At 66.3% G+C, this 23548-nt stretch carries 26 protein-coding genes, 1 tRNA gene and 1 pseudogene; 15 read left to right on the top strand and 13 right to left on the bottom strand.

Annotation, left to right across the window (positions count from 1 at the left end):
- The first annotated feature begins 81 nt into the window (after window positions 1–81).
- Window positions 82–3159 (top strand): type I DNA topoisomerase, encoded by a 3078-nt coding sequence (topA, locus tag QNM97_RS20015; RefSeq protein WP_283820008.1) that lies wholly within the window; start codon window positions 82–84, stop codon window positions 3157–3159.
- A gap of 51 nt (window positions 3160–3210) precedes the next feature.
- Here the strand turns inward: topA and QNM97_RS20010 are convergent, their stop codons facing one another.
- On the bottom strand, window positions 3211–4695 hold the full coding sequence (locus QNM97_RS20010; protein ID WP_283823260.1) for an adenylate/guanylate cyclase domain-containing protein: 1485 nt from the start codon (window positions 4693–4695) through the stop codon (window positions 3211–3213).
- Window positions 4696–4866: 171 nt separating this feature from the next.
- Between QNM97_RS20010 and QNM97_RS20005 the strand changes: the two genes are divergently transcribed.
- Window positions 4867–6150: a DNA polymerase III subunit delta' gene (locus QNM97_RS20005; RefSeq protein WP_283820007.1), complete on the top strand. Its 1284-nt coding sequence runs from the start codon at window positions 4867–4869 to the stop codon at window positions 6148–6150.
- Between the two features lie 22 nt (window positions 6151–6172).
- Here the strand turns inward: QNM97_RS20005 and QNM97_RS20000 are convergent, their stop codons facing one another.
- Window positions 6173–6580 (bottom strand): hypothetical protein, encoded by a 408-nt coding sequence (locus QNM97_RS20000; protein WP_283820006.1) that lies wholly within the window; start codon window positions 6578–6580, stop codon window positions 6173–6175.
- A gap of 141 nt (window positions 6581–6721) precedes the next feature.
- Between QNM97_RS20000 and QNM97_RS19995 the strand changes: the two genes are divergently transcribed.
- From QNM97_RS19995 to QNM97_RS19955, 9 genes are all read left to right on the top strand, one after another.
- Complete coding sequence (locus tag QNM97_RS19995) at window positions 6722–7567, top strand: ABC transporter ATP-binding protein (RefSeq protein ID WP_283820005.1); 846 nt, start codon at window positions 6722–6724, stop codon at window positions 7565–7567.
- On the top strand, window positions 7560–8348 hold the full coding sequence (locus QNM97_RS19990) for an ABC transporter permease (protein WP_283820004.1): 789 nt from the start codon (window positions 7560–7562) through the stop codon (window positions 8346–8348). Before QNM97_RS19995 ends, QNM97_RS19990 begins: the two co-directional genes overlap by 8 nt.
- Window positions 8345–9148 (top strand): ABC transporter permease, encoded by an 804-nt coding sequence (locus QNM97_RS19985; RefSeq protein WP_283820003.1) that lies wholly within the window; start codon window positions 8345–8347, stop codon window positions 9146–9148. The genes QNM97_RS19990 and QNM97_RS19985 overlap by 4 nt, the downstream gene beginning before the upstream one ends.
- 88 nt (window positions 9149–9236) lie before the next feature.
- Window positions 9237–10340 carry an ABC transporter substrate-binding protein gene (locus QNM97_RS19980; RefSeq protein ID WP_283820002.1) on the top strand — a complete coding sequence of 368 codons (1104 nt, stop codon included), beginning with the start codon at window positions 9237–9239 and terminating at the stop codon, window positions 10338–10340.
- A gap of 321 nt (window positions 10341–10661) precedes the next feature.
- Window positions 10662–10862: a hypothetical protein gene (locus QNM97_RS19975; RefSeq protein ID WP_283820001.1), complete on the top strand. Its 201-nt coding sequence runs from the start codon at window positions 10662–10664 to the stop codon at window positions 10860–10862.
- A gap of 7 nt (window positions 10863–10869) precedes the next feature.
- Window positions 10870–11310: a nitroreductase family deazaflavin-dependent oxidoreductase gene (locus QNM97_RS19970; protein WP_283820000.1), complete on the top strand. Its 441-nt coding sequence runs from the start codon at window positions 10870–10872 to the stop codon at window positions 11308–11310.
- A 106-nt stretch (window positions 11311–11416) separates the two neighbouring features.
- Entirely contained in the window at window positions 11417–12400 is a 984-nt protein-coding gene (locus tag QNM97_RS19965; RefSeq protein WP_283819999.1) for a TauD/TfdA dioxygenase family protein, read from the top strand.
- Window positions 12401–12644: 244 nt separating this feature from the next.
- The gene (locus QNM97_RS19960; RefSeq protein WP_283819998.1) at window positions 12645–14204 is read left to right on the top strand and encodes a hypothetical protein; all 1560 of its coding nucleotides are present in this window, start codon (window positions 12645–12647) and stop codon (window positions 14202–14204) included.
- A gap of 29 nt (window positions 14205–14233) precedes the next feature.
- Window positions 14234–14464: a hypothetical protein gene (locus QNM97_RS19955; protein WP_283819997.1), complete on the top strand. Its 231-nt coding sequence runs from the start codon at window positions 14234–14236 to the stop codon at window positions 14462–14464.
- Between the two features lie 6 nt (window positions 14465–14470).
- On the opposite strand, the gene QNM97_RS19950 is transcribed toward QNM97_RS19955, so the two are convergent.
- Window positions 14471–15358 carry a DMT family transporter gene (locus QNM97_RS19950; RefSeq protein ID WP_283819996.1) on the bottom strand — a complete coding sequence of 296 codons (888 nt, stop codon included), beginning with the start codon at window positions 15356–15358 and terminating at the stop codon, window positions 14471–14473.
- An 829-nt stretch (window positions 15359–16187) separates the two neighbouring features.
- On the opposite strand from QNM97_RS19950, the gene QNM97_RS19945 reads away from it, so the two are divergent.
- The 3 genes and pseudogenes from QNM97_RS19945 (at window position 16188) to QNM97_RS19935 (ending at window position 17176) form a co-directional block, all read left to right on the top strand.
- Window positions 16188–16403 (top strand): hypothetical protein, encoded by a 216-nt coding sequence (locus QNM97_RS19945; protein ID WP_283819995.1) that lies wholly within the window; start codon window positions 16188–16190, stop codon window positions 16401–16403.
- A 17-nt stretch (window positions 16404–16420) separates the two neighbouring features.
- Window positions 16421–16525, top strand: a pseudogene (locus QNM97_RS19940) (IS481 family transposase); the annotation flags it as partial.
- 21 nt (window positions 16526–16546) lie between these two features.
- A complete protein-coding gene (locus QNM97_RS19935) occupies window positions 16547–17176 on the top strand; it encodes a Uma2 family endonuclease (RefSeq protein ID WP_283823259.1) in 630 nt (209 codons plus the stop codon).
- 91 nt (window positions 17177–17267) lie between these two features.
- Here the strand turns inward: QNM97_RS19935 and QNM97_RS19930 are convergent, their stop codons facing one another.
- The 9 genes from QNM97_RS19930 to QNM97_RS19890 all read right to left on the bottom strand — a co-directional run bounded on the left by QNM97_RS19930 (window position 17268) and on the right by QNM97_RS19890 (window position 21321).
- Window positions 17268–17498 carry a hypothetical protein gene (locus QNM97_RS19930; protein WP_208794041.1) on the bottom strand — a complete coding sequence of 77 codons (231 nt, stop codon included), beginning with the start codon at window positions 17496–17498 and terminating at the stop codon, window positions 17268–17270.
- A 42-nt stretch (window positions 17499–17540) separates the two neighbouring features.
- Window positions 17541–17750 carry a hypothetical protein gene (locus QNM97_RS19925; RefSeq protein WP_283819994.1) on the bottom strand — a complete coding sequence of 70 codons (210 nt, stop codon included), beginning with the start codon at window positions 17748–17750 and terminating at the stop codon, window positions 17541–17543.
- Window positions 17751–17880: 130 nt separating this feature from the next.
- Window positions 17881–18123, bottom strand: coding sequence for a type II toxin-antitoxin system Phd/YefM family antitoxin (locus QNM97_RS19920; protein WP_283819993.1), 243 nt, complete (start codon window positions 18121–18123; stop codon window positions 17881–17883).
- Complete coding sequence (locus QNM97_RS19915; protein ID WP_283819992.1) at window positions 18120–18410, bottom strand: type II toxin-antitoxin system RelE family toxin; 291 nt, start codon at window positions 18408–18410, stop codon at window positions 18120–18122. The genes QNM97_RS19920 and QNM97_RS19915 overlap by 4 nt, the downstream gene beginning before the upstream one ends.
- A 329-nt stretch (window positions 18411–18739) precedes the next feature.
- Window positions 18740–18815: transfer RNA gene (locus tag QNM97_RS19910), tRNA-Thr, on the bottom strand.
- Window positions 18816–18879: 64 nt separating this feature from the next.
- The gene (locus tag QNM97_RS19905; RefSeq protein WP_283823258.1) at window positions 18880–19722 is read right to left on the bottom strand and encodes an esterase/lipase family protein; all 843 of its coding nucleotides are present in this window, start codon (window positions 19720–19722) and stop codon (window positions 18880–18882) included.
- A 40-nt stretch (window positions 19723–19762) separates the two neighbouring features.
- Window positions 19763–20194, bottom strand: a complete 432-nt coding sequence (locus QNM97_RS19900) for a VOC family protein (protein ID WP_283819991.1) — start codon at window positions 20192–20194, stop codon at window positions 19763–19765.
- 58 nt (window positions 20195–20252) lie between these two features.
- Window positions 20253–20714, bottom strand: coding sequence for a helix-turn-helix domain-containing protein (locus tag QNM97_RS19895; RefSeq protein ID WP_283819990.1), 462 nt, complete (start codon window positions 20712–20714; stop codon window positions 20253–20255).
- A gap of 22 nt (window positions 20715–20736) precedes the next feature.
- Window positions 20737–21321, bottom strand: coding sequence for an ASCH domain-containing protein (locus QNM97_RS19890; protein ID WP_283819989.1), 585 nt, complete (start codon window positions 21319–21321; stop codon window positions 20737–20739).
- Between the two features lie 71 nt (window positions 21322–21392).
- Between QNM97_RS19890 and QNM97_RS19885 the strand changes: the two genes are divergently transcribed.
- A complete protein-coding gene (locus QNM97_RS19885; RefSeq protein WP_283819988.1) occupies window positions 21393–22067 on the top strand; it encodes a 4a-hydroxytetrahydrobiopterin dehydratase in 675 nt (224 codons plus the stop codon).
- 141 nt (window positions 22068–22208) lie between these two features.
- On the opposite strand, the gene QNM97_RS19880 is transcribed toward QNM97_RS19885, so the two are convergent.
- A complete protein-coding gene (locus QNM97_RS19880) occupies window positions 22209–23420 on the bottom strand; it encodes an NAD(P)-dependent malic enzyme (RefSeq protein WP_283819987.1) in 1212 nt (403 codons plus the stop codon).
- Between the last annotated feature and the right edge of the window lie 128 nt (window positions 23421–23548).

Raw genomic sequence — 23548 nt, 5'->3', positions numbered from 1 at the left:
GTACAAACCCACTGAACGAACAAGAGCGGCTCCGGGCACAATCATCCGCCCGGTGACCGACTCGATAGCGAAGGACCCCCGTTGGCCGAGACCAGCACCACAAGCCCCACGAGCGGCAAAGCGATCCGACGACTCGTGATCGTCGAGTCGCCCACCAAGGCGCGCAAGATCGCCGGGTACCTGGGATCGAACTATGTGGTCGAGTCCTCCCGTGGGCACATCCGGGACCTGCCGCGCGGCGCCGCCGACGTCCCGGCCAAGTACAAGGGTCAGTCGTGGGCGCGGCTCGGGGTGAACGTCGACGAGAACTTCGAACCGCTCTACGTGGTCTCACCCGACAAGAAGTCGACGGTCACCGAACTCAAGTCGCTGATGCGCGACGTCGACGAGCTCTATCTCGCCACCGACGGTGACCGCGAGGGTGAGGCGATCGCCTGGCACCTGCTCGAGACGCTCAAGCCGAAGATCCCGGTCAAGCGGATGGTGTTCCACGAGATCACCGAGCCGGCGATCCGGGCGGCCGCGGAGAACCCCCGCGACCTCGACATCGATCTCGTCGATGCCCAGGAGACCCGCCGCATCCTGGACCGTCTCTACGGCTACGAGGTCTCCCCGGTGCTGTGGAAGAAGGTCATGCCGAAGCTATCGGCGGGCCGTGTGCAGTCGGTGGCCACCCGCATCATCGTCGAGCGCGAACGCGAGCGGATGGCGTTCGTCTCGGCCGAGTACTGGGACATCGACGCGACGATGAACGCCGCCGGGTCGCAGGAGGACGCGTCCAATCCGCGTAGCTTCTCCGCACGCCTGGTCAATGTCGACGACGCCCGTGTCGCGACCGGCCGTGATTTCACCCCGAAGGGTGTGCTGAAGAAGGCCGACGGCGTCATCGTCCTCGACGAGTCCCGGGCCACCGCGCTGGCCGGTGCCCTCGACGGCGCCGACATGACCGTCACCTCGGTCGAGGAGAAGCCGTACACCCGGCGGCCGTACGCGCCGTTCATGACCTCGACGCTGCAGCAGGAAGCCGGCCGCAAGTTGCGGTTCTCCTCCGACCGCACCATGCGCATCGCGCAACGCCTGTACGAGAACGGCTTCATCACCTACATGCGTACCGACTCGACGACGCTGAGCGAGTCGGCCATCAACGCCGCTCGTACCCAGGCGCGAGAACTGTACGGCGACAACTTCGTTCACCCGACCCCACGGCAGTACACGCGAAAGGTCAAGAACGCCCAGGAAGCTCACGAGGCGATCCGCCCGGCCGGTGAGACATTCCGGACTCCCGGCCAGGTCGCCGGTCAGTTGGAGACCGACGAATTCCGTCTCTACGAGCTGATCTGGCAGCGTACGGTGGCCAGCCAGATGGCCGATGCCAAGGGCACCACGCTGAGCCTGCGGATCACCGGAACCGCCTCCAGCGGCGAGGAATGCACCTTCGCCGCGTCGGGTCGCACGATCACCTTCCCGGGCTTCTTGTCGGCCTACGTCGAGACCGTCGACGATCAGGCGGGCGGCCAGGCCGACGACGCCGAGAACCGTTTGCCGCAACTGACCGAGGGCCAGTCGTTGACCGCCTCGGAGCTGCGGGCCGACGGCCACTCCACCAACCCGCCCGCCCGCTTCACCGAGGCGTCGCTGGTGAAGGTGCTCGAGGAGCTGGGCATCGGTCGCCCGTCGACGTATGCCTCGATCATCGGCACCATCCAGGACCGTGGCTACGTGGTCAAGAAGGGCAACGCGCTGGTGCCCTCGTGGATCGCGTTCGCCGTCGTCGGCTTGCTGGAGGCCTACTTCGAGAGCCTCGTCGACTACGACTTCACCGCGTCCCTCGAGGACGATCTCGATCAGATCGCCAATGGCCAGGAGAACCGCACCCGGTGGCTCACCGAGTTCTACTTCGGTGATTCAGCCGCGAATGCCGAGCATGACGCGGAAATAGCTGGCTCGGATATCGCCAAGCACGGCGGGTTGAAGAAGCTCGTCGGGGTCAATCTCGAGGAGATCGACGCCCGCGAGGTCAACTCGATCCGCCTGTTCGACGACGAGCAGGGCCGACCGGTCTATGTGCGCGTCGGACGATTCGGGCCGTACCTCGAACGCAACGTCGCCGCGAGCGCCGACGCCGAACCGGACCTGCAGCGGGCCAACCTGCCCGCCGACATGACGCCCGACGAGCTCACCCTCGCCGTGGCGGAGAAACTGTTCTCCACCCCGCAGGAGGGACGCACACTCGGCACCGATCCGGTGACCGGGCACGAAATCGTGGTCAAGGAGGGCAGATTCGGCCCGTACGTGACCGAGATCCTGCCCGCCGAGGACGACGGTGACGATTCCGGCTCGGCCGGCGCGCCGGCGACGATCCCGGCCGGGCCCACCCCGCGTGACGGTGGCGGCGCCGGTGACGGTGAGGTCGTCCCGCTCGACGACACCCCGGCCGGCACGGGCGGATCGACCTCCGGCGGTTCGACGGCCACCAAGACCGCCGCCAAGAAGGCGGTCGCGAAGAAGACCGCTGCGAAGAAGACCGCCAAGAAGGCCGCGGGCCCCAAGCCGCGGACCGGATCGCTGTTCAAGACCATGGACATCTCCACCGTCACGCTCGAGGACGCATTGAAGCTGCTGTCGTTGCCGCGCGTGGTCGGCGTCGACCCGGCGTCGAACGAGGAGATCACCGCCCAGAACGGGCGCTACGGCCCGTACCTGAAGAAGGGCACCGACTCGCGGTCGCTGACCAGTGAGGATCAGCTGTTCGGCATCACCCTCGACGAGGCTCTCAAGATCTACTCCGAGCCCAAGCGTCGAGGCCGGGCCGCTGCCGCGCCGCCGCTGCGCGAACTCGGCAAGAACGACGAGGTCAGTGGGCAGCCGATGGTGATCAAGGACGGCCGTTTCGGTCCGTACGTCACCGACGGCGAGACCAATGCCAGCCTGCGCAAGGGTGACGAGGTCGCCTCCATCACCCCCGAGCGGGCGATGGAGTTGCTCGCCGACCGCCGTGCACGCGGCCCGGCCAAGAAGGCGACCAAGAAGGCTGCGAAGAAGACGCCGGCCAAGAAGACCGCTGCCAAGAAGACGGCTGCCAAGAAGACCACTGCCAAGAAGACCACTGCCAAGAAGACGGCCGCGAAGAAGACGGCACCCGACGCGTCGGAGGGCTGAGGTCCGAATCCGGCCCTGGCCGGTGGATGAGCGTGCCGAGGTGAGGCGTGCTCAGGGCACCTCGGTGAGCGGGATCGGGCTGGTATTCATCGGGTCGACGTGCGGGCGCGCCAGCAGGGTCTCGATGCCGCGTCCGCGCAGTTCGACGCCTTCACCGATCTCCCAGTACTCGGCCTCCTCGTGCGAGGCCAGGAACACCGCACGAGCCGACCCGAGCACACGTGTCGGCTCGTCCTTCGCGAGCTCGGTCAGCCGGGCGGCCTCGTTGACCGGGTCGCCGATCACGGTGTACTCCAGGCGCTGTTCGGAACCGATGTGGCCGGCGATCGCCTTGCCCGCCGACACCCCGATGCCGATGTCGGTGTCGCCGAGGGTCTGGTAGAGCTCGATGCGCAGCTCGCGCGCCGACGCCAGTGCGCGACCGGCGAAGTCCTCCAGATCCAGGGGCGCACCGAAGATCGCGAGTGCGGCATCGCCTTGGAATTTGTTGACGAAGCCGCCGTGCCGCCCGACCACGGCCACCACCACACGGAAGAACTCGTTGAGCATGTCGACGACCTCTCGCGGGGGCCGGTTCACCGCCAGGCGCGTCGAGCCGACGATGTCGACGAACAGCACCCCCACGTAGCGTTCCTCGCCGCCGAGCTCGGTGCCGATCTCGATGGCCCGTCGTGCGACGTCCTCTCCGACGTAGCGGCCGAACAGGTTGCGCAGCTGCTGACGTTCGCGCAGATCGGCCACCATGTCGTTGAAACCGGCCTGCAGCAGGCCGAGGTCGGAGCCGTCGTAGATCTTCACCGCGGCGTTCAGATCGCCCGCGGACACCTTCGACTGCGCACGGCGAAGTTGTTTGATGGGGTCGTTGATCGCCGCCACCACGCGCACGATCGCGAGCAGGCTGAAGGCCAACGACGCCAACGCCATCCACAGGATCGGCCGTTGCAGCCCGGCGGCGTCGGTCTCGATGAAGTTCAGCCGTTGCATCGTGATCAGCCCGATGATGACCATCATCGGCGCCACCACACTGATCACCCAGAACACGGTGATGCGGGTGGTGACCCCCGGTGCGATCGCGTTGTCGGGGTTGTTGGCCATCGCCGCTACCGTGATGGGCCGCAGCACCTTCTCGAACTGGAGGAAGCTGAGCACACAGGTGACGATTGCGCCGATGAAGCTGGCCATCGCGACGATGAACGCATCCCGGTGCGAGACAGTCAGATTCACGCAGGTGAACAGGATGCCGCCGACCAGCCACATGCCGACGTTGACCGCCGACAGCAGCATCGGCAGTTGTAGGGCACGCCGCCGGGCGCCCTCGTTGTCCAGGCGGGTACGGCGCCGATGCCAGATCAGCACCGGCAACGACAGTTGGATGCTGAAGACCGCCCCGACGATCATGGCCACCACGAGGTAGGCGGCGAAGATCGCCTGATTGAGGGTGGTGATCTCGTCGAAGCGGAACGAGTCGCTTGCGGGCATCCCGAACCGCAGGAAAGCGAAGGTGAACAATGCGCCGACGAGGTTGGCGCGCAGCATGTCGAGCGCAAGGATCGGCCACGGGGTGCGGATCAGCCACTTCCCCGTGTGCAGGGCTTTTGACACCCTCGACCGACGCTCAATCACGTCAACTACGGTAGCTGGCTGCTTGCAATTGTTAAACGCGGTCGACGAATCGGACGTGTCCGACGTGCGGTTTAGGGTGTGGGTGTGACAAATGTCTTCGACCGGATGATCGGGCAGACGACGGTCATCGCCGACCTGCGTGACGCCGCCCGCGCAGCGCGTGGCCTGGCGAATCGACTCGACGAGCACGCCGCCGGTGCCGTCTCGATGTTCGGTGAGGCCGACGGCAACGAGGATCTCGGCGATCCCGCGCGGTCGTCGATGACCCACGCATGGTTGTTCACCGGACCGCCGGGCAGCGGTCGGTCGGTGGCCGCGACCTGTTTCGCCGCTGCGCTGCAGTGTCAGGACCCCGACGTCATCGGTTGCGGCGAGTGCCGCGCCTGTTCGACGGTGATGGCGCAGACCCACGCCGACGTCCGCAACATCGTGCCGCAGGGATTGAGCCTGTCGGTGGACTCGATGCGTGAGATCGTGCAGGTCGCCTCGCGTCGTCCGGGCACGGGCCGCTGGCAGATCGTGATCGTCGAGGACGCCGATCGGCTCACCGAGCAGGCCGCGAACGCGCTGTTGAAGGTCGTCGAGGAACCGCCCTCACGTACGGTCTTCCTGCTGTGCGCCCCGTCGGTCGACCCCGAAGACATCTCGGTCACACTGCGCTCGCGATGCCGGCACATCGCCTTGACCACCCCGTCGACCGCCGACATCGAGCGTGTGCTCGTCGATCGCGACGGCATCGACGCCGAGGCGGCCCGCTGGGCGGCGTCGGTCTGTGGCGGCCACATCGGGCGCGCGAAGCGCCTGGCCACCGACCCCGACGCCCGGGCGCAACGGGAATCGGCGCTCGGGATCGCGCGGGCGGCCACCCGCGACTCGACGGCGTACAAGGCGGCCGAGGATCTCGTGCGTTCGGCCGAGACCGCGGCCAAGGCGATCAGTGCCGAGCTCGACGAGGCCGAGACCGAGGAACTCAAGACCGCCCTCGGTGCCGGCGGCACCGGCAAGGGCACCGCCCGTGCACCACGCGGGAGCGCCGGGGCGTTGAAAGAACTGGAGAAGCGCCAGAAGTCACGCGCCACCCGGGTCGGCCGTGACGTCCTCGATCGGGCCCTGGTCGACCTCGCCGCCCTCTACCGCGACGCTCTGGTGCTGTCGATGGGTGCGCAGGTGACCGCCATGCACCCCGACAAGACCGACGACACGACCCGGCCGATGGCCTCGTACGCCAGTCCCGAACAGTTGCTGCGATGCGTGGAGGCGGTGCTGGAATGCCGCGAGGCGCTCGACGTCAACGTCAAACCGAAGTTCGCCGTCGACGCGATGGTCGCACGGATCGGGCTGGCGATGCGCGCGACCGAACGGGCGTGAGTCCGCGCGATCGGGCCCTCGCTCAGGCGTCGCCGTTGCGCTTGGCGAGTTCGCGGACCCGGTTGAGTTCGGAGATGTTGCCGAAGATCGCGATCCAGTTGTAGGCGAGACACGAGATGATGCCCCACCAGCCCAGCGTGAGGCAGTGCGTCTGTGCCGCCCAGAAGGCCTTGCGGATCTCGGGCCAGGTGCCGACCGTCTGCTTGGGGCTGGTCAGCGCCACGACCACCATCCCGGTGTGCCGCTTGAAGACCGCGCGGTACGCGCCCGTTGGTGCACCGCGGTACGCGCCCGGCGGGTGGGGCTGACCCAGGTACGGCCCGGCATACGGTTGCTGCGGGTACGGCTGTGGTTGTGGGTACGGCTGTGGCGGACCCACGTAGGGCTGTTGCGGATACGGCTGGCCCGGATGGTGCTGCGGTGCGTTCATCGTCATTCCCCTCATACTGATTCCCCTCCTACTGCGACCGCTCACACGCTAGGGCACGTGGACCTGAATCCGGGGCGTGCGTCGTTCAGGTGGACGAACTCGGTTACGCGTCGGTAACCCGACAGAAACGACGCCCTCCTAATGTGGCGTCGCATGGTTCTCGCCACGCCGCGCCCACCCGGCACCGGACTCAACATCACCGGACTCACCAAGGAATTCACCACTCGAACGATCCGCGGATCGTCGACGGTGACCGCCCTCGCCGAGGTCGACCTCAAGACCTCGGAAGGGGAGTTCTTGTCGCTTCTCGGTCCTTCGGGCTGCGGAAAATCCACGGTTCTGCGCATCCTCGCGGGTTTGGAGTCCCCGACGTCGGGGACCGTACTGATGAACGGGCAGTCCCCGAAGGAGTTGCAACGTAATCACGAACTCGGGATCGCCTTCCAGGACTCGGCGCTGCTGCCGTGGCGGTCGGTGGAGTCCAACATCAAGCTGCCCCTGCAGGTGGGTCGTATGCCCGCCTCCGATGGGCTCGTCGCCGACCTCATCGAGCTCGTCGGACTCACCGGATTCGAGAAGGCCAAGCCCGCGGTGCTCTCCGGCGGTATGCGCCAGCGGGTTTCGATCGCCCGCGCGCTCGTCGTCCGCCCCACCGCGTTGTTGCTCGACGAGCCGTTCGGCGCGCTCGACGACATGACCCGACAACGACTGAACATCGAATTGCTGCGTATCTGGACCGAGAAACCCGCCACCACGCTGATGGTCACCCACGGGATCGCCGAGGCGGTGTTCCTTTCCGACGTGGTCGCGGTGATGAGTCCGCGGCCCGGACGCGTCATCGAGACGGTGCGCATCGATCTGCCGCGCCCCCGGACCCCGGAGATGATGCGTACACCCGAGTTCCACGCGATCCACGATCACCTCTCGGGCTTGCTGTTCGGCGCGAAGGGCGCCGATCCCGCCGCCGCGGAGGCTGTGGGTGGCTAGCATCTCGGCGTCGCGCGCGGGTGCCGACCGGTGGGCCGCGGGCGCGATCGGCATCGTCGGTCTGATTCTGCTGTGGTGGATGGCCGGTGCCCTGCAGTGGTTCCACGGCACCATCCCCACCCCGTGGGCGGTGTGTACGGCCATCGGCGACAAGGGTTCTGCGTTCTACGTCGACAATTTCTCGGCGACCATCTCGCTGGCGTTACGCGGATTCCTCTGGGGTAACGCGCTGGCGATCGCGCTCGCGGTGCTGGTGATCGTCGTGCCGCCGGTCGAGGGCCTCGCCACCCAACTCGCGATCATCTCCTACTGCACGCCGATCATCGCCGTCGCACCGATCGTTCAGGTGGCCTTCGCGGAGGTACAGACGATGATCGTGTTCCTCGCGGCGATCTCGGTGTTCTTCACGACGATGATCGGCACCCTGTCGGGGTTGCGTTCGCCGCACAAGGGCAGCCTCGATCTGGTCCGGGTGTACGGCGGCGGACGTCTCGTGCAGCTGTGGCGGGTCCGCTCGGTCGCCGCGCTCCCGAATACGTTGGCCGCCATCAAGATCGCCGCCCCCGCCGCGGTGCTGGGTGCGGTACTCGGCGAGTTCCTCGCGATGCCCGAACAAGGTGCCGGACCGGCGATGATCATCGCCCAGCAGGCCGGCGACATCCCGCAGGTGTGGGCGATCGCGCTGCTCGCCGGGCTGGTGGCAGGTATCGGTTACGCGGTCGTCGCGGTGGTGGCGCGGTTCGTCACGCGGTGGTCGACGGGGTTGGCGGTGCTCGGATGAGCGCCGGGGCCGGAAGTCTGTGGGCGGTCGCGAGATTCCTCGGATCGCTGCTCGCCTCGCTGATCCTGATCCTGGTGATCTGGTGGCTGTTCCTGTTGGCCTTCCCCGACATCGGACCCATCATCGGGCGCACGCCGGCCGACGTCTACGCCTACCTGTTCACCGCGCCCGACGCGGCGGATTCGCGTCACCAGATCCTCGCCGACCTGTGGATCACCCTCAAGGATGCGGCGGTGGGCTTCGTCACCGGCATGATCGCCGCGGTGCTCGCCGCCGCACTGTTCGTCGTATACCGCCCGGCCGCACAGACATTCATGCCGATCGCGATGCTCCTGCGGTCGGTGCCGCTGGTCGCGATGACCCCGCTGATCACGCTCGTCGTCGGACGCGGTGTCGCTGTCGTCGCGGTGATGGGTGGAATCGTCGTGTTCTTCCCGGCACTGGTCATGATCATGACCGGGCTGTCCAACGCCCCACGACATCTCGACGACGTCATCGCCGTCTACGGCGGCGGCCGATGGACCGCGCTACGACGCTCAGCCGTGCCGTCAGCGGTGCCCGCACTGTTCAGCGCGGCCAAGGTGTCGGTGCCCGGCGCGTTCATCGGCGCGACCGTCGCCGAGTGGCTCGGAACCAACACAGGTCTGGGAGCCACTCTGCAGCAAGCCCTTCCGGCCGCCGCCTACGACCAGCTGTGGGCATCGGTCGTGGTGATCACGGTGTCGTCGATCATCGTCTACGCCGTGGTCGGCGTGATCGAGACGGTGGTGCTGCGGCAGATGGGCATGAGTGAGAACTGATCGAACCACCGTCCCGGGCCATCGTCGCCCCGGGACGAACCAACAGGTAGAAGACCCGGCACAGCCCGGAAAGAGGGGACACCACACCATGAATCAGCACCACACCACTCAGCGCGGAACCGCCGGTCGGAGCGCCGGATTCGATCGCCGATCCTTCCTTCGTTACACGCTGATGGCCGGTGGGGCAGCGGGTGCGCTCGGCGCCGCCGGTGTGCTGTCGGCGTGTAGCAGCGGCAGTTCGGGCGGCAACGGGGCGTCGTCGACCAATCCGAAGGTCCAGCTGTCGTGGCAGAAGAACATCGAATTCGCCGGTGAGTACTGGGCATTGGAGAAGGGGTACTACCAGAAGGCGGGCGTCGGCACACCGGAGCTGCTCACCGGCGGTGGTGCGGGTACCGGCGTGGAGACGGGTCTGACGTCGAACAAGGTGTGGATCGGCATGACCGCCCCGCAGCTCACCGCTCCGGTCATCCTGCAGGGCGCGAAGCTGAAAACCGTTGCGGCAACCTTCCAGAAGAACCCGTTCTGCATCGTCTCCTCGGCGGCCAAGCCCATCAACACCCCGCAGGAGATGAAGGGTAAGAAGATCGGTGTGCAGGCCTCCAACGAGAACGTCTTCAAGGCGCTGCTCACCGCGAACGGGCTCACCGAATCCGACGTCCAGAAGATCACCGTGCAATACGACCCCACCCCGCTGACCAAGGGTGAGGTCGACGGCTGGGTCGCCTACATCACCAACGAGCCGATCACGTTGGCCGAGCAGGGTTTCGAGAACAAGGCGTTCCTCTTCGCGGACTTCAACCTGCCGCTCGTCGCCGAAACCCTCGTCGTGCGCCAGGAGACCATCGACGACGAGCGCGACAAGGTGAAGGCCTTCCTCAAGGCCGACATCCAGGGGTGGTACGACGCCGTCGCCGATCCCGCGGGCTCGGCGAAACTCGCCGTCACCAAGTACGGCAAGGATCTCGGACTCGACGAGGCCGAACAGGTCAAGGAAGCGACCGCCCAGAACACCCTCGTCGTCTCCGACGACACCAAGGCCAACGGGCTGCTCACCATGACCGACGCGTTGATCGCCGAGAACATCGAAGCCCTCGCCAAGGCCGGCTACCAGATCAAGCCCGAGCAGATCTTCGACATGTCGCTCATCAAGGAGGTCTACGAGGAGGACCCGACCTTGAAGCGGGCCTGATTCTCCCACCCGCTCTCCACTCACCGACCTGGGTCGCTCTTCATGGTGGTCGAGGTGCGGAGGAGCGATAGCGACGGAGCCTCGAGACCCGTTGCACCGGTGAGTATCCGGTCCCACATGTATCGGAACCATCACCACCGCAACAGGTCTCGAGGACCCAACTGTCACCACTCCACCACCCAGACCCCCAACAATCTCCATCGACCGGGCGCCATATCCCGTCGACCGGGCGTCACAATCCGCCCACCGGGCGTGCTCCGATACGCTGAAGGTCTGCCCGGTGCACCGCGGCCCGGGCGAACTGTGACGAGGAGTGACGACATGTCCGAGTTCATCAAGAAGATCAAGGACGAGGCCAAGGCGGTCGAGGCCGCGATCGACAACGAACTCACCGTGCTCGAGGGCGTCCCCGGCTATGACCCGCTCGCCAAGGACGAGGACGAGGACGAGTCCGACGACGCCAGCGCGACCGCCAGCGACGACACCGAGGGTGGCGGCTCCCCGGTCGACGAGTCGAAGTAGCGCACCCGTGTCGGTGTCGACCGACCTGTTCGTCACCGCGCTCACGGCGCATCAGTGGATCTACCAGCACAGTCATGGTCTGCTCGGGCACCGTCTGCTGATGGGTAACCCGACCCTGCTGCTGCACATGACCGGACGCAAGAGCGGGCAGCCACGGACGACGGCGTTGACCTATGCCCGTGACGGCGAGACCTATCTCGTCGTCGCCTCCAACGGCGGGTCGCCGCGCCCGCCCGCATGGCTGGCCAACCTGAAGGCCATCCCGGACGTCGAGATCCAGGTCGGCCGTCGTCATGTTCCGGTCACTGCCCGCGCCACCTACCCGGACGACCCCGACTACGCCCGACGCTGGGACCTCGTCGATGACGTCAACAAGGGGCGCTACGCGCAGTATCAGAGCAAGACCACGCGTCCCATCGCGATTGTCGAGCTGACCCCGCGGGTGTGATCCATCGCGTCGTCGGCCGCCGACGTTGGAATCACCCTGAGCCAGATCATGCGTGTTCGCCGCGCGTCCACGGAGAGTGGGTGGCGACGAACGAAAGGTGATCGCAATGACATTGGCTCAGATCGATGCCCGCACCGACCGCGCGGCGGCCGCAGAACAGCTCTACCGGGACGCAGGCATCACCGTCACCAAGCTGGGGGAGCACATCGGCGCTACGATCGACGGTGTGCGCCTCGGCGGTGACGTGCCTACCGAGCAGGTCGAGGCCATCCGGACCGCTCTCGCCGTGAACAAAGTGGTGGCGTTCTCGGGGCAGGAGCATCTCGACGATGCGAGTCAGTATGCGTTCGCCTCGCTGCTCGGTGAGCCGACTGCGCCGCATCCGACGGTCACCTCTCGCGGTGATCAGCTGTTGACGATCGAGGGAGCCGCCAACAGCTGGCACTCCGACGTCACCTTCGTCGACCGCATCCCCAAGGCGTCGCTGCTGCGCCCGATCGTGCTGCCGAGCTATGGCGGTGCGACGACGTGGGCCTCGACGGTCGCCGCCTACGAGCAGCTGCCCACGCCGCTGCGGTCGCTCGCCGAGGATCTCTGGGCCACTCACTCCAACCTCTACGACTACGTCAGCCAGAAGGAGCCGTCGGGCGGTATCGACGTCGTCCAGAAGCAGGAGCACTACGCCGAGTTCACCAGCACCGAGTACGAGACCCTGCATCCCGTGGTCCGAGTGCATCCCGAAACCGGGGAGCGCAGTCTCCTCCTCGGACATTTCGCCAAGGAGTTCCGTGGACTCAAGGCCTCGGAGTTCGCGAACCTCTACCACTTACTGCAAGATCGGATCACCAAGCTGGAGAACACCTTCCGATGGAAGTGGAGCTACGGTGACCTGGTCATCTGGGACAACCGCGCCACCCAGCACTACGGCATCTCCGACTTCGGTGACCAGAAACGTCAACTGCACCGGATCACTCTCGCCGGCGACGTACCCGTCGACATCCACGGCCAGAGCAGCCGGATTCTCCAGGGCGACGCCTCGCACTACTCGTCGGTGGAGCAGTCCCGGCGGCTGGAGGTCTTCGCTGCCTGAGTGACGCTCATCTGTGAATGAACTGAGAGAATGCTGAATCAACTGTGGCCCGGTTCCCGAGGGAATCCGGCCACAGTCGGCTGTCGCCTGCGGGTTTCGACCTGTCACTCGGCCGGACGATCCTGAGAGAGATTTTGCTATTTGACACTTGCGAGTGGTTTGTCTGGATTAATGTCGCCGGTGCACGACGGGGAAGTCGGGGGGCTCCTTCTCCACTCGCACACCGGATTGAAGGAGCCGATCCATGGGACGACACAGCCTCGTACGCGAACCCGCCACCCGCCGTATGGCTTTGGGTGCCACCGCCCTTGCGGCGTCGGCCACCCTGACAGCCGGTCTGGCCTTCGGCGACGGCCAGGCACAGGCCTCGATTCCGCAGGTGACCAGCGGCCTGGCGAGCATCCACGACTGGTCGACGGCGACCCTGGATGAGGTGATCGCGGCGTTGGGGATCGAGTCGACGAGCGCTCTTGGTGGGGTGTCCCTGGACCCGGCTGGCGAGATCCGGGATGCGATAGAAGCACTGCTGAACAGCAATATCCTGACAGAGGGACTCACTGAGCAGTTCCTCGAGTGGTACGACTCCAGAGTGGGCAACTCGACCACGATTGCAATCGGCCCAGGTCTGGCAGCGGGAGCAGCGCTCGGCGGTAGCAACAGTACGTTCGCTCTGGCGGTGCTCGGGATAGCGGTGGCCACAGCTGGACTCAACGATCTGGAGAACTACATACCCGCCGCAGTCGTAGATGTCCTGGAGGATATTCCCGTCGTTGGTCCAGCCGTCATCTCGTTGATCGAGGGGCTGCTACCCGAAGACGTCATCCTCTGCTTCGGCGGACTCGCAGTGGCCAACTCCTCAACAGCAGGGTCATGTGCAAACATCGCAGCGACGGTGGATCTTCGGTACGACAAACCCGACGGTCGCGTGGAGCTCGCTCTGACCAACCCGGCCTCGCTGCTCACCCTCCTGTCCGATAGCTCGCGGCTGGGTCAGGTCGTGGTCGACGCACTGACCGGCAATCCGATTTACCTCGCCGACGATTTCTTGCGCCTGACGCTGAACGGTTCTGGCGCCAACCTCGCCTTGACCAGCGATTACGGATACACTGGCCCGATAGCGATTTCGTGGCTGGGTTCGTCGTTCGTGCTGTTCCCTGGAACGTTCAAAGCTCACGGCACCAACGGCCCCGACTACGTCAACTACCTGAGCCTGCCTACCCTGACGCTCGGCACCCCGACGTCTCTGCAGCAGATCATCCCGACCTTCGACGTCTCGTCGTTCAACTTCTTCGATCTGTTCACCATCCCGGCGTTCAACACCGGCAACCTGACCTCCGCGTCGCCGACGAGCGCGACGGTCCCGGTGTCGGCGTTGCGGTCGGCGCAGCCGGAGCTGATGAGCGTGTCGGCCGCCGACGCCCCGACCGCCGACACGCCGACCACGGACGCCCCGACCACCGATGCCGGGGATGGTGGACAGACCGCAGGGACGCCCGCCTCGACCAACCCGGCGGCCGCTCCCTCGGCCGGCGATTCCACTCTTGCCACCGGCTCGACGGATACGGATCAGGGTGCACCGCAACAAGATACGCCGACGCCCGCACCCGTCGTGACGACCCCGGCCGGGCAGGCCGACGCCGGTGATCAGGCCGGCGGTGCCACGGGCGACCAGGGTGCCGCGAACCCGGCACCGACCACCGACGACTCGTCCTCGACGCCGTCGAGCTCACCGGCGGCAGGGTCCGCGGCGACTGGCGGCACCGGTGCCTCCACTGTGAGCGATCAGCAGCAGCCCGCAGCCTGATCGCCCATGCGATGCCTTACGATCGCCGCATGATTTCAGTCGGGGATTTGCGGAGGAACGTTGAGGCGTCGGTCGTCTTCTTCGTCGTGGTGACGATCATCAATATGCTGCTCACCCATCAGGGCTTCTGGGAGTCGGTGAAGGACGGGTTGATCTTCGCCGTCATCGCGATGGTCGTGTACGTGGTGTGGGACTTGGCGAGTACGGCGTTCCGTGCGCGTCGGCGGGGTGACGCGCACGGAAGTACCGACAGTCGATAGGGGCGCTCACTGAGCCGGCCGGTACTCGACCGCTGACGGTGTGGCCTCGGGTGGAGCCGAGAGCCGACCCAGCATGATCGTCGACAGCAGCATCACGCCGAGTGCGACGAAGATCGCGATGTCGCCCGCGTTTCCGACGCGGAGGGCCTCGTCATAGATGGTCAGTCCCAACGACATTGCGATGATCGGTTTGAGGACGGTGACCGCGGGCAGGCTGGTCTGGACGTCGCCGGCCTGATAGCTGGATTGCTGCCACAGGGTGCCGAGCGTCGCGGTGACCGCCATCGCCCAGAACTCCCAACTGGCGAGTCCGTCGAGTAGCCCGTCGCGGAATGCGGCGATCCCGGTCTTGGTGAGCGGTGCCGAGAGGCCGAGGAGGACGCCGGCGCCGATGGCCAGTGTGAGTGATCGCCATGTGCCGTGTGGCAGTCGTGAGCCGCCGGCCACGCAGACGATCACGACGGGGATCATCACGGCGAGCGGAATGATCCAGTCGCCGAACGGCGGATCGTCGATGCCCTCGGTGGGTTGCCCGAGCAACATGAACACCACCAGCGACGCGGTCAACAGTGCAGCCCACGTCCATTCGCGCGCGGTGAGCATCCGACGTTCGGAGTAGGCGCCCATCGGCAGGGCGAACAGCAGCGCGGTGACCAGCAACGGCTGCACCAGCATCAGGCTGCCGACCGCCAAGGCCCAGGCCTGGACGACGAATCCGAGGATGTCGGCGGCGATGCCGGCCAGCCACGTCTTGCGTCGGAAGAGTGCGACGAAGAAACCGGCACCGACGGCGCCGTCGTCGGGCAACCCTCGGGTGCCGGCGGCCTGGAGCACCGATGCGATCGCGAACAGCAGTGCCGCGGCGAGCGACAGGATTATCGCGACGATGTCCACGCGCGCTCCGTGGTCGGTGTAACCGGCGATTCGACGTGTCGCATGAGCCGAAGCGTAGTGCACCGCGCTCGGATTCGGGCGAGGCCCGGCGTGCGATCGGACCGTGACCCCGCTCGATACGCAGGACCCCGCCGGACAGAAAGGCGACGACCGGATCGGTCACGCCGTGTCCTGCTCGCCCATCAGGGCGGTGCCCGCCAACTCCGCGGGGGAGTGTCGGAGCCGTGTCGGAAACAGTGTGTCGTGAGCGACCCGGTCGTCGCGTGTCATGTTTGGTTGATGTGTTCGTCTCGGACCTTGTTCGATAACCACCTCCTCTGTCGGACAACGGTTGTCGTGGTGTGCGGTCGGCGCGGAGGGTCACGTTGATGTGGTGACGGCCGGTCGGGCCTGCGTCCCGCGCGCAGATCGGTGTGTTCGTGACTCGCAACAATCGAACGCTGAGAGAGGACGCGCAGTGTTGCGTGCAGCGTCAGGTCGAGGCGCATCGTCCGGTCGGACCGACGTGAACGAGGGAGTTCGCAGACCTCGATTCCGTGCCGCACCAACCACATCCGATCCGCTGCCGACCAGGTGACACTCTCATCGAGAATTGGACGGCAGAAGCCTGCGGCCGGACGGGCTATGGTCGCAGTCCGGATGCTCTCGCCCGCGTCGAAGTCGGTCGAGAGTTGCTCTCCTACAACAGTTGTCATCGTTCACCTCCGGCGGCAAAGGATGCTGTCGACACCAAAATAGCACCACGAACCGAATAGTGCCAGCGATCTTCGCCAACGAGTGCTAGAAGATATGGCGAACATCGTCACGACGAGAAGGTAAGGGGGGCAACATGACTGACAGATTTCGGGTTCGTCGCGGAACGGCTGGGGCAGCCATCGCCATGGACATGTCCACCTTCCCGCCCCTGCCGCCCTGGCGGCCGGACGACCGACCCCTGGCATCCCAGAGTGGCGACGAACGTCCGCTGTGGCCGATCCTCATCGTGCTCGCCGCGTTGATCGTCCTGCTGGCGGTCGACGTGGCGACTCGGCACTGGTGGAGTTGACGCGACGTCGGTCCCGGCACAGCCCGACCAAGCCCTACACGCTTCGCACGAACGGGAAGGTGGAGCGGTTCAACGGCGCACTAGCCCGGGAATCGGCCTACGTCCGCGAGCCCGCCTCGGAAGCGCTCGACGGGATAACGGCGATGGATCGCTTGCGCGACGCGCCGGCGAAGCGGCCAAGGAGAGCTTGTAGTGAGGGGCCTCGGAGAGCCGCTGCCGTGCCTAGAATCGTGGGTATGACCGCTGCCGCGTATCCCCAGCTGATGTCGCTGGAGCAGTGGCGTGCGTTGCCGGAGGCGCCCGAGCAGCGGGTCGAGCTTCAGGAAGGCCTGGCGATCGTGTCACCCCGTCCCACCCCCGCACATTCCCGCGCGGCGTCTCGGTTGTGGCAGCAGTTGGCCGCGCAGCTTCCGGACGGCTTTGAGGCGTTGCAGGAGGTCGAGGTGGTCATCGACGCGGCCACGCCGGCAACGGTGCGGATTCCTGATGTGATTGTCCGGCGCACCGATGCCGATGACTCGATGATTACCGCTGACCAGGTGGTGTTGGCTGTTGAGGTTGTCTCGCCGGGCTCGCGACGCACCGATCACGTGATGAAGCGCAGTGAATACGCCGACGCCGGCATCGCCCACTACTGGATCATCGACCTTGACGCCCCGGTCGCCATCACCGTTCTCAGGTTGGATTCCGATGGGTATGTCGGTGACCAGTTCAACGGCGAGGTGACGGTGGAATCACCGTTCCCGGTGACGGTCGCCCTCGACATCACGTAACCCCGGCGGTGAGAGGGGTCCCGGTATGCCGTGTCCACCAGTCCGCGCCGACGCTCGCCATTCCGCTCATTTCCGGTGGGTAAACGGTGGGTCAGCTCACCGGCGCCAGGCGATCGAGGACATGCCGCACATCCCCGGCGACCTTCGGACGCTGACGGTAGTGCTTGCGCGTCGTCTCCGGTGTTGTGTGGCACAGCTGCTCGGCCGCCGCCTCGATGCCCACCTCCTCGGCGAGGATTGTCGCGGTGAGAGTTGCTGTGCAAGTGGACAGTTCGCACGAGGGTAACGACCCGATCCACGCCTTGAATGCAGCGAAGGTCAAAGCGCCCCACATCGATTGAGGTGGGGCGCTCTTTTTGTATCCCTACTCGATCTCCTCACCGAGACTGCCCTCCTCGTCGTAGTAGAAGACCTGCTGCTCGCTGCGTGCATCCACCAGCAGCGCTTCGCCAAGGTCGATTCGAGTGGAGAGGATTCCACGATCCGCGAGTATCTTCCTCGCCGCATCGATCCGCTCAGTTTCCGTGAAGTGCTTCGGCACAACAGCCGAGCCGCTGGATCTGTCGCATGGCATGAGTACTCCTAATCGTGTTCAGGGAGAACGTTTCCCTGCCTCCAAACGATAAGGGGCACACTCCACAAAGTCGGTCCAGTGCCTCGGAAGAGGTCAGTCAGTTCGACTTGCGGTCGCTCGGGGTGCTTCGTCAGTCGTTGAGCCCCAGTTCAGCAAGCATCTTGTCGAACGACATCGTCGGCTCGTCGCGGGATTCGTACACGGCCAGCCGATCTCGGAGGTCTTCGATCTCATCAAGCAGGCCGTCGTAGCGTTCCGGCGACAGCATGATCGCGGCCGGCTTGCCGTGGTTCGAGATCACCGTTGGCTCATCTTCGGCGTCTCGAATCAGCTCGGACAGCTTGGCCTTCGCCTCGCGGATGGAATAGCTCATCGGGTGTAGACCTCTCTTCGGTGGCCGATACGAACGACCACGATGACGAGTTCGCCGTCGTCAATGATGTAGACGACGCGGTAGTTGCCGACGCGGATGCGGTAGCTGTCGGTGGTCCCCGACAGCTTGGTCACGCCGTGCGGACGCGGATTCTCGGGCAGCGACTTGATCGCGTCGCTGATGCGCTTCTGCTCGACGCGAGGGAGCTTGCCAACGACTATGCCGCGCTGGTCGTGATCCTCAGCTCGTATCCGCTCATGATCGTAGTCCACCAATGTGGACCACATTGGGGAAGCGATTGTGGACCACATTCGTGGACCATCTTGTGGCTCCCAGTCATCGCCCAGGGCCGCGGCGAGCCGATCTCGGAGGGCTCTGGGCCTCGGCTCGCTTGCCGAAGGTCACTTCGTTAACCTCGACGGCCAGCGCCATCAGCTCGGGGTCGGGTGGCACCCACGCCGGATTGGCAGCCATCGCGTTCGGTTGGCGCCGGCGCATGAGCACTCGGACGCTCTCGGCAGCGGCTCGCAGAAGTCTCGGTCGGGCACGGTTCCGGGTGGGTAAAGGGTGGGTCAGTGCCGATCCTGGGGAGCCGAATCGGTAAACCCGCTGGTTGTGGAGCCGCCCAGGGGAATCGAACCCCTGACCTATTCATTACGAGTGAATTGCTCTACCGACTGAGCTAGGGCGGCGTGCTGCGCGAGGCAGCGGTGACGAGTGTAGCGAGTCGCGGGCGCCGAGCAAAAACCGCCTCGGTCAGGCGGGAAAGTCCGCGCCGCACGGCACGGGCACCGGGCGCTGCGGATCGAGGGCGCCCTGCACCAGGGCGCCGACGGTCGGGGAGTAGATCATCCCGAGATGTCCGACCACCGAGTGCGGACATACCGACTCGACGACGATGTTGGTGACATTGGGCGCCGGATCCATCAGTGCGTTGGCCAGCGGAAACACGACCTCGTCGTGGGTGCTGGCGAGGTTGACGTAACGGATTCCCGGGTGCAGGGGCCCGTTGTCGCCCTGGCCGGCCGGCGGCGGGGCGGTTCGGGGCGCCCACGGGGAGTTCGCGTACCCGCGGTTGGGTGCCGACACGTCGACGATCGTCGCGATCTGATCGGCCTTGCCGGGCACCTGGGTGACCAGCTGCGCGATCGCCCCGCCTTGCGAGTGTCCGACGAGGTCGACCTTGGCCGCACCGGTGCGTGCGCGCACCGCGTCGATGAACGCAGCCACCTCGCGCGTCGACTCCGCCTTGTCTGCCAGCGCCCCGATATTCGCGCTCCACGGCGTCTGTCCATAGGTCAGGCTGAACACGCAGAAACCGGCGTTGGCCAGCGTCGGAGCAAGATAGGCCCACGCCGAGAGCTGGTTCGACGCGGTGCCGTGCAGCAGGATCACCGGATCTCGGCCGTGGCGGTCGGTGCAGTGGTCGAGGTTGGCGCCCGGTGGTGAGGTGGTCGCCGGACGCAGATAGCCCGCGGCCTGTGCGGCGATGACGTCGGTGGTCACCGGAAACGGGGCGGCCGACGCCGCGGCGGTGCCGAGGATGCCCCCGCCCACTGCGGCCAGGAGTGCCGCCGCCGCGATGATCAGGGTCCGCATCCGCGTGCGACGACGTGTAGTCATCGTGTGAGTATGACGCCTACGACGCCGCGAATTGCTCGGAAATCTGAGTCAACCGCACACTGTTGCCCGACGGATCGCGAAACCCCGCGTCGATGCCGTACGGCCGCGACTCCGGCGCCTCGGTGAACTCGACGCCGCGTGCCGACAGATCCTCGTAGGCGGCCTGGCAGTTGTCGGTGGTGAGGAAGATGGTGCCGGCGAAGCCCTTGGCGGTGAGATCGGCGATCTCGGTCTGCGTGGTGCCGTCGATCATCGGCGGACCCGGGATGGCCATTAGCACGATCGACACGTCGTCCTGCCCGGGCGGGCCGACGGTCAGCCACCGGAAGCCGCCCATCTCGGACATCGTCACGTCCTCGCGGACCTCGAGGCCGACCCTGCCGGTCCAGAAGTCGAGTGCGGCGTCCTGGTCGTGCACCCAGAGCTGGGCGCTGGCGATGCGAATCATGATGTGAGCCTTCCTGGTTGGTGCTCGTCGTGCGGTGGTCTTGGCGAGTGATCTCAGCCTAGGAGTCGGCGTCGGGTGTGGTCTTCTTCCCCTGTGCTGTCTTCGGTTCGGCCGTGCGGGAGGTGGGCGCCGGCCGGGTGAACACGCGCAGGACGCATGCCGGCACATGGGCTTGATCGCCCGCGGGCGGGAACGACGCGCGATAGGCGGTCGGGGTCTTGCCGTAGGCGCGGGCGAAGCTCGTCGTGAACGAACCGACACTGCGAAGCCCGACCGCGATGCAGATGTCGGTGACACTGCGATCGGTGTTGCGCAGCATCGACGCCGCGCGTTCGAGGCGTCGCGTCTGCAGATAAGCGTGCGGGGTCTCGCCGTAGGCCGCGGTGAACGCGCGGGAGAAATGCGCACGCGAGAGTCGGGCGGCGGCCGCCATGTCGTCGACGGTCAGCGGCTCGGCGAACCGCGCGTCGACGAGTTCCTTGGCACGCAGGAGGTAGCGGGCCGGCGGCGGTGAGGGCATGGATCGATTATGGGCTCGACACCTACTCGCTGGGGGACTCGCGTCGCAGGAATTCCTCACCCCGCGGTGACAACCCGTAGCCGACCTCGAGGCTGTGGGTCAGGCCGAGCTTCTTGAGCTTGCGGACGTCGAGCTTGAAATCCGGCCGCGGGCGGCCCACCTCGGCGGCCAGTTCGGTCGACACGACTCCCGGTCGACGGGCGATGAGCATCAGCACCTTTCGCGTCCACGGTCCGTGCGGGGCGCGGGAATCGAGCCGATCCAGGCGGGTGCGCAGATCGTCGAGATCGGCCGCGGAGAGCGCGGCATCGTTGCGCAAGGCGATCCGCGGGTCGGGGCCGGCGTGCCGCAAGCCGATGCGGAAGACGGGATCATCGGTGCGGCGCAATGCCTTACGTGCCTGTTCGGCGGTGTCGAAACCGGCGCGACGCGCGTCGGCGTCGGCGATCTCGGAATCGGTGACCTGCTCGACCGAAGTGATCTCGATGAGTTCACCCTGACTGACGAAACGCGAACCCGGATGCAGACGCGGCGCCGACCACCGACGGAAGGCCAGGTCGACCTCACCCTCGACGATCCGTGGCATCAGCCGGGCCGGGATCAGCATGAGAGCAGCGTAATCCCGGTGATGCCCGAAACGACGGTGTTCGCGTCAGGGATCGGCCGTATGGTCGGGTCATGAGCGACAACCCCTACACCCCACTGACCGCCGCCGAGGTCACCGCCGCCGTCGCCGACCCGTGGCGGGTCATCGCCAACGCCCTGCAGGTCGCCTATCGGACCCGGAACATGGTGACCGGCGGGCGATTCGTCGCCCGCATCATCGACGCCGCCGAGGAGGCCAACCACCATCCGGACATCGATCTGCGCTACGGATCGGTGCACCTGACACTCACCACGCACAGCGAGCATCGGATGACCGATGCCGACGTCGCGTTGGCGAACCGGATTGCCGACATCGCCCGCGAGATGGATCTCGAACCGTTCGCCGCGCCGCCCGCACGTTTCGACCTCGCGATCGACGCGCTGGACATCACCGCGATCCGCTCGTTCTGGAAGACGGTCCTCGGCTACAACGACGATCCCGACGACACGCTCGACCTCGTCGACCCCACCGGGATTCTTCCCCCGATCTGGTTTCAGCAGATGGATTCGCCACGGCTGCAACGCAGTCGGATGCACGTCGATCTGTGGCTGCCGCACGATCAGGTGCAGGAACGGATGGCAGCGGCCATCGACGCCGGCGGACACCTGGTCACCGACGCCCACGCTCCGTCGTTCTGGGTGCTCGCCGACGCCGAGGGCAACGAGATCTGCCTGTGCACATGGCAAGACCGCGAAAAATCCGACTGATCGGCCGGCGTTCGGTCTTGAATCACGCGCGGTCGCCTGTTTTCAGTCATCTGCCGAGTAGCTCGTGACCCGCGACCTGGGGTTTTGGGCCGAGGCTACTTTCGAAATGACTGAAACCAGGCGAGTTGTCGGCGCGTTGGGTCAGTCCTCGGCGCTCGCCGCTGCCGTGACGGCCGCGGCCACCGCCGGCGCGACCCGCGGGTCGAGCGGGCTCGGCACGATCTTGTCCACCGCGAGATCCTCGGCAACCACCGACAGAATCGCCTCTGCGGCAGCCAGTTTCATACTCTCGGTGATGCGGGTGGCGCCGGCGTCGAGCGCTCCGGCGAACACCCCGGGGAAGGCGAGCACGTTGTTGATCTGATTCGGGAAGTCGCTGCGCCCGGTGGCGACGACCGCGGCGTGCTTGGCGGCGATCTCCGGGTGGATCTCCGGATCCGGGTTGGACAGCGCGAAGATGATGGCGTCGTCGTTCATCGACGCGATCACACCCTCGTCGATCGTGCCCGCCGACACCCCGATGAACACGTCCGCACCGGCGAGCGCTTCGGCGGCACCGCCGACGAGTCCGCGTGGGTTGGTGCGGGCGGCGAGGTCCTCCTTGAACTCGTTGAGACCGTCGCGACCCTGCGACACAATGCCCTTCGAGTCGAGCACCACGACGTCGGAGATCCCGGATGCGAGAAGGATGTTGGCGCACGCGACGCCGGCGGCGCCGGCCCCGGAGATCACCACCCGCAGGTCGGTGAGCCCACGGTCGAGCAGACGGACCGCGCCCTTGAGGGCGGCGAGCACGACGATCGCGGTGCCGTGCTGGTCGTCGTGCATGACCGGGCAGTCGAGGGCCTCGATAACCCGTCGTTCGATCTCGAAGCAGCGTGGCGTTGAGATGTCCTCGAGGTTCACCGCACCGAAGCTCGGGCGCAGACGCACCAGCGTCTCGACGATCTCGTCGGGGTCCTTGGTATCGAGGACGATCGGGATCGAGTTGAGTCCGGCGAACGTCCGGAACAGCGCCGACTTGCCCTCCATCACCGGCAGCGATGCGCGCGGACCGATGTCACCGAGCCCGAGGACCGCCGAGCCGTCGCTGACCACGGCGACGAGTCGATCGGTCCAGGTGTATTTGTTGACCAGCTCGGCCTCGGTGTCGATCGCGCGCGAGACCTGGGCCACGCCGGGGGTGTAGGCGATCGACAGGTCCCGCTGGGTCTGGATCGGGGACCGCAGCTCCACCGAGAGTTTGCCGCCCACGTGGGCCAGGAAGATCTCTTCGTCGGTGATCGGATGATCGGCGATGGTCGGTTCGCCCACGCGGTGTGTGGTGTTGTCTTCCGTGCTCGTCACGGTCATGTCCTCCTGCTCGGGTGGCGACGACGCCACCGGCTGTGCGCGCGAATCGGCGACGATGACGATCCGGCGCGTGAACCGCGCGGTCGTGTGGACCGGCCGCGGGATGACTGAAAGTCTCTCACTCGCGC

The sequence above is a fragment of the Gordonia sp. L191 genome (assembly GCF_030077625.1).
GTDB lineage: Bacteria > Actinomycetota > Actinomycetes > Mycobacteriales > Mycobacteriaceae > Gordonia > Gordonia polyisoprenivorans_A.
The sequence above is the reverse complement of the archived record's forward strand: the minus strand, read 5'-3'. Positions and strand labels throughout refer to the sequence as shown.

Bases quoted from the DNA above. Each gene is read 5' to 3' on its own strand.
- QNM97_RS19965 (WP_283819999.1), top strand. From the start codon at position 11,417: ATGACATTGGCTCAGATCGATGCCCGCACCGACCGCGCGGCGGCCGCA.
- QNM97_RS19975 (WP_283820001.1), top strand. From the start codon at position 10,662: ATGTCCGAGTTCATCAAGAAGATCAAGGACGAGGCCAAGGCGGTCGAG.
- QNM97_RS19920 (WP_283819993.1), bottom strand. From the start codon at position 18,123: ATGAGCTATTCCATCCGCGAGGCGAAGGCCAAGCTGTCCGAGCTGATT.
- QNM97_RS19890 (WP_283819989.1), bottom strand. From the start codon at position 21,321: ATGCTGATCCCGGCCCGGCTGATGCCACGGATCGTCGAGGGTGAGGTC.
- QNM97_RS19915 (WP_283819992.1), bottom strand. From the start codon at position 18,410: ATGTGGTCCACATTGGTGGACTACGATCATGAGCGGATACGAGCTGAG.
- QNM97_RS20000 (WP_283820006.1), bottom strand. From the start codon at position 6,580: ATGAACGCACCGCAGCACCATCCGGGCCAGCCGTATCCGCAACAGCCC.
- QNM97_RS19925 (WP_283819994.1), bottom strand. From the start codon at position 17,750: ATGCCATGCGACAGATCCAGCGGCTCGGCTGTTGTGCCGAAGCACTTC.
- QNM97_RS20010 (WP_283823260.1), bottom strand. From the start codon at position 4,695: ATGCTGCGCGCCAACCTCGTCGGCGCATTGTTCACCTTCGCTTTCCTG.
- QNM97_RS19995 (WP_283820005.1), top strand. From the start codon at position 6,722: ATGTGGCGTCGCATGGTTCTCGCCACGCCGCGCCCACCCGGCACCGGA.
- QNM97_RS19905 (WP_283823258.1), bottom strand. From the start codon at position 19,722: ATGCGGACCCTGATCATCGCGGCGGCGGCACTCCTGGCCGCAGTGGGC.
- QNM97_RS19985 (WP_283820003.1), top strand. From the start codon at position 8,345: ATGAGCGCCGGGGCCGGAAGTCTGTGGGCGGTCGCGAGATTCCTCGGA.
- QNM97_RS19885 (WP_283819988.1), top strand. From the start codon at position 21,393: ATGAGCGACAACCCCTACACCCCACTGACCGCCGCCGAGGTCACCGCC.
- QNM97_RS19955 (WP_283819997.1), top strand. From the start codon at position 14,234: ATGATTTCAGTCGGGGATTTGCGGAGGAACGTTGAGGCGTCGGTCGTC.
- QNM97_RS19900 (WP_283819991.1), bottom strand. From the start codon at position 20,194: ATGATTCGCATCGCCAGCGCCCAGCTCTGGGTGCACGACCAGGACGCC.
- QNM97_RS19880 (WP_283819987.1), bottom strand. From the start codon at position 23,420: ATGACCGTGACGAGCACGGAAGACAACACCACACACCGCGTGGGCGAA.
- QNM97_RS19945 (WP_283819995.1), top strand. From the start codon at position 16,188: ATGACTGACAGATTTCGGGTTCGTCGCGGAACGGCTGGGGCAGCCATC.
- QNM97_RS19895 (WP_283819990.1), bottom strand. From the start codon at position 20,714: ATGCCCTCACCGCCGCCGGCCCGCTACCTCCTGCGTGCCAAGGAACTC.
- QNM97_RS19935 (WP_283823259.1), top strand. From the start codon at position 16,547: ATGGATCGCTTGCGCGACGCGCCGGCGAAGCGGCCAAGGAGAGCTTGT.
- QNM97_RS19960 (WP_283819998.1), top strand. From the start codon at position 12,645: ATGGGACGACACAGCCTCGTACGCGAACCCGCCACCCGCCGTATGGCT.
- QNM97_RS19980 (WP_283820002.1), top strand. From the start codon at position 9,237: ATGAATCAGCACCACACCACTCAGCGCGGAACCGCCGGTCGGAGCGCC.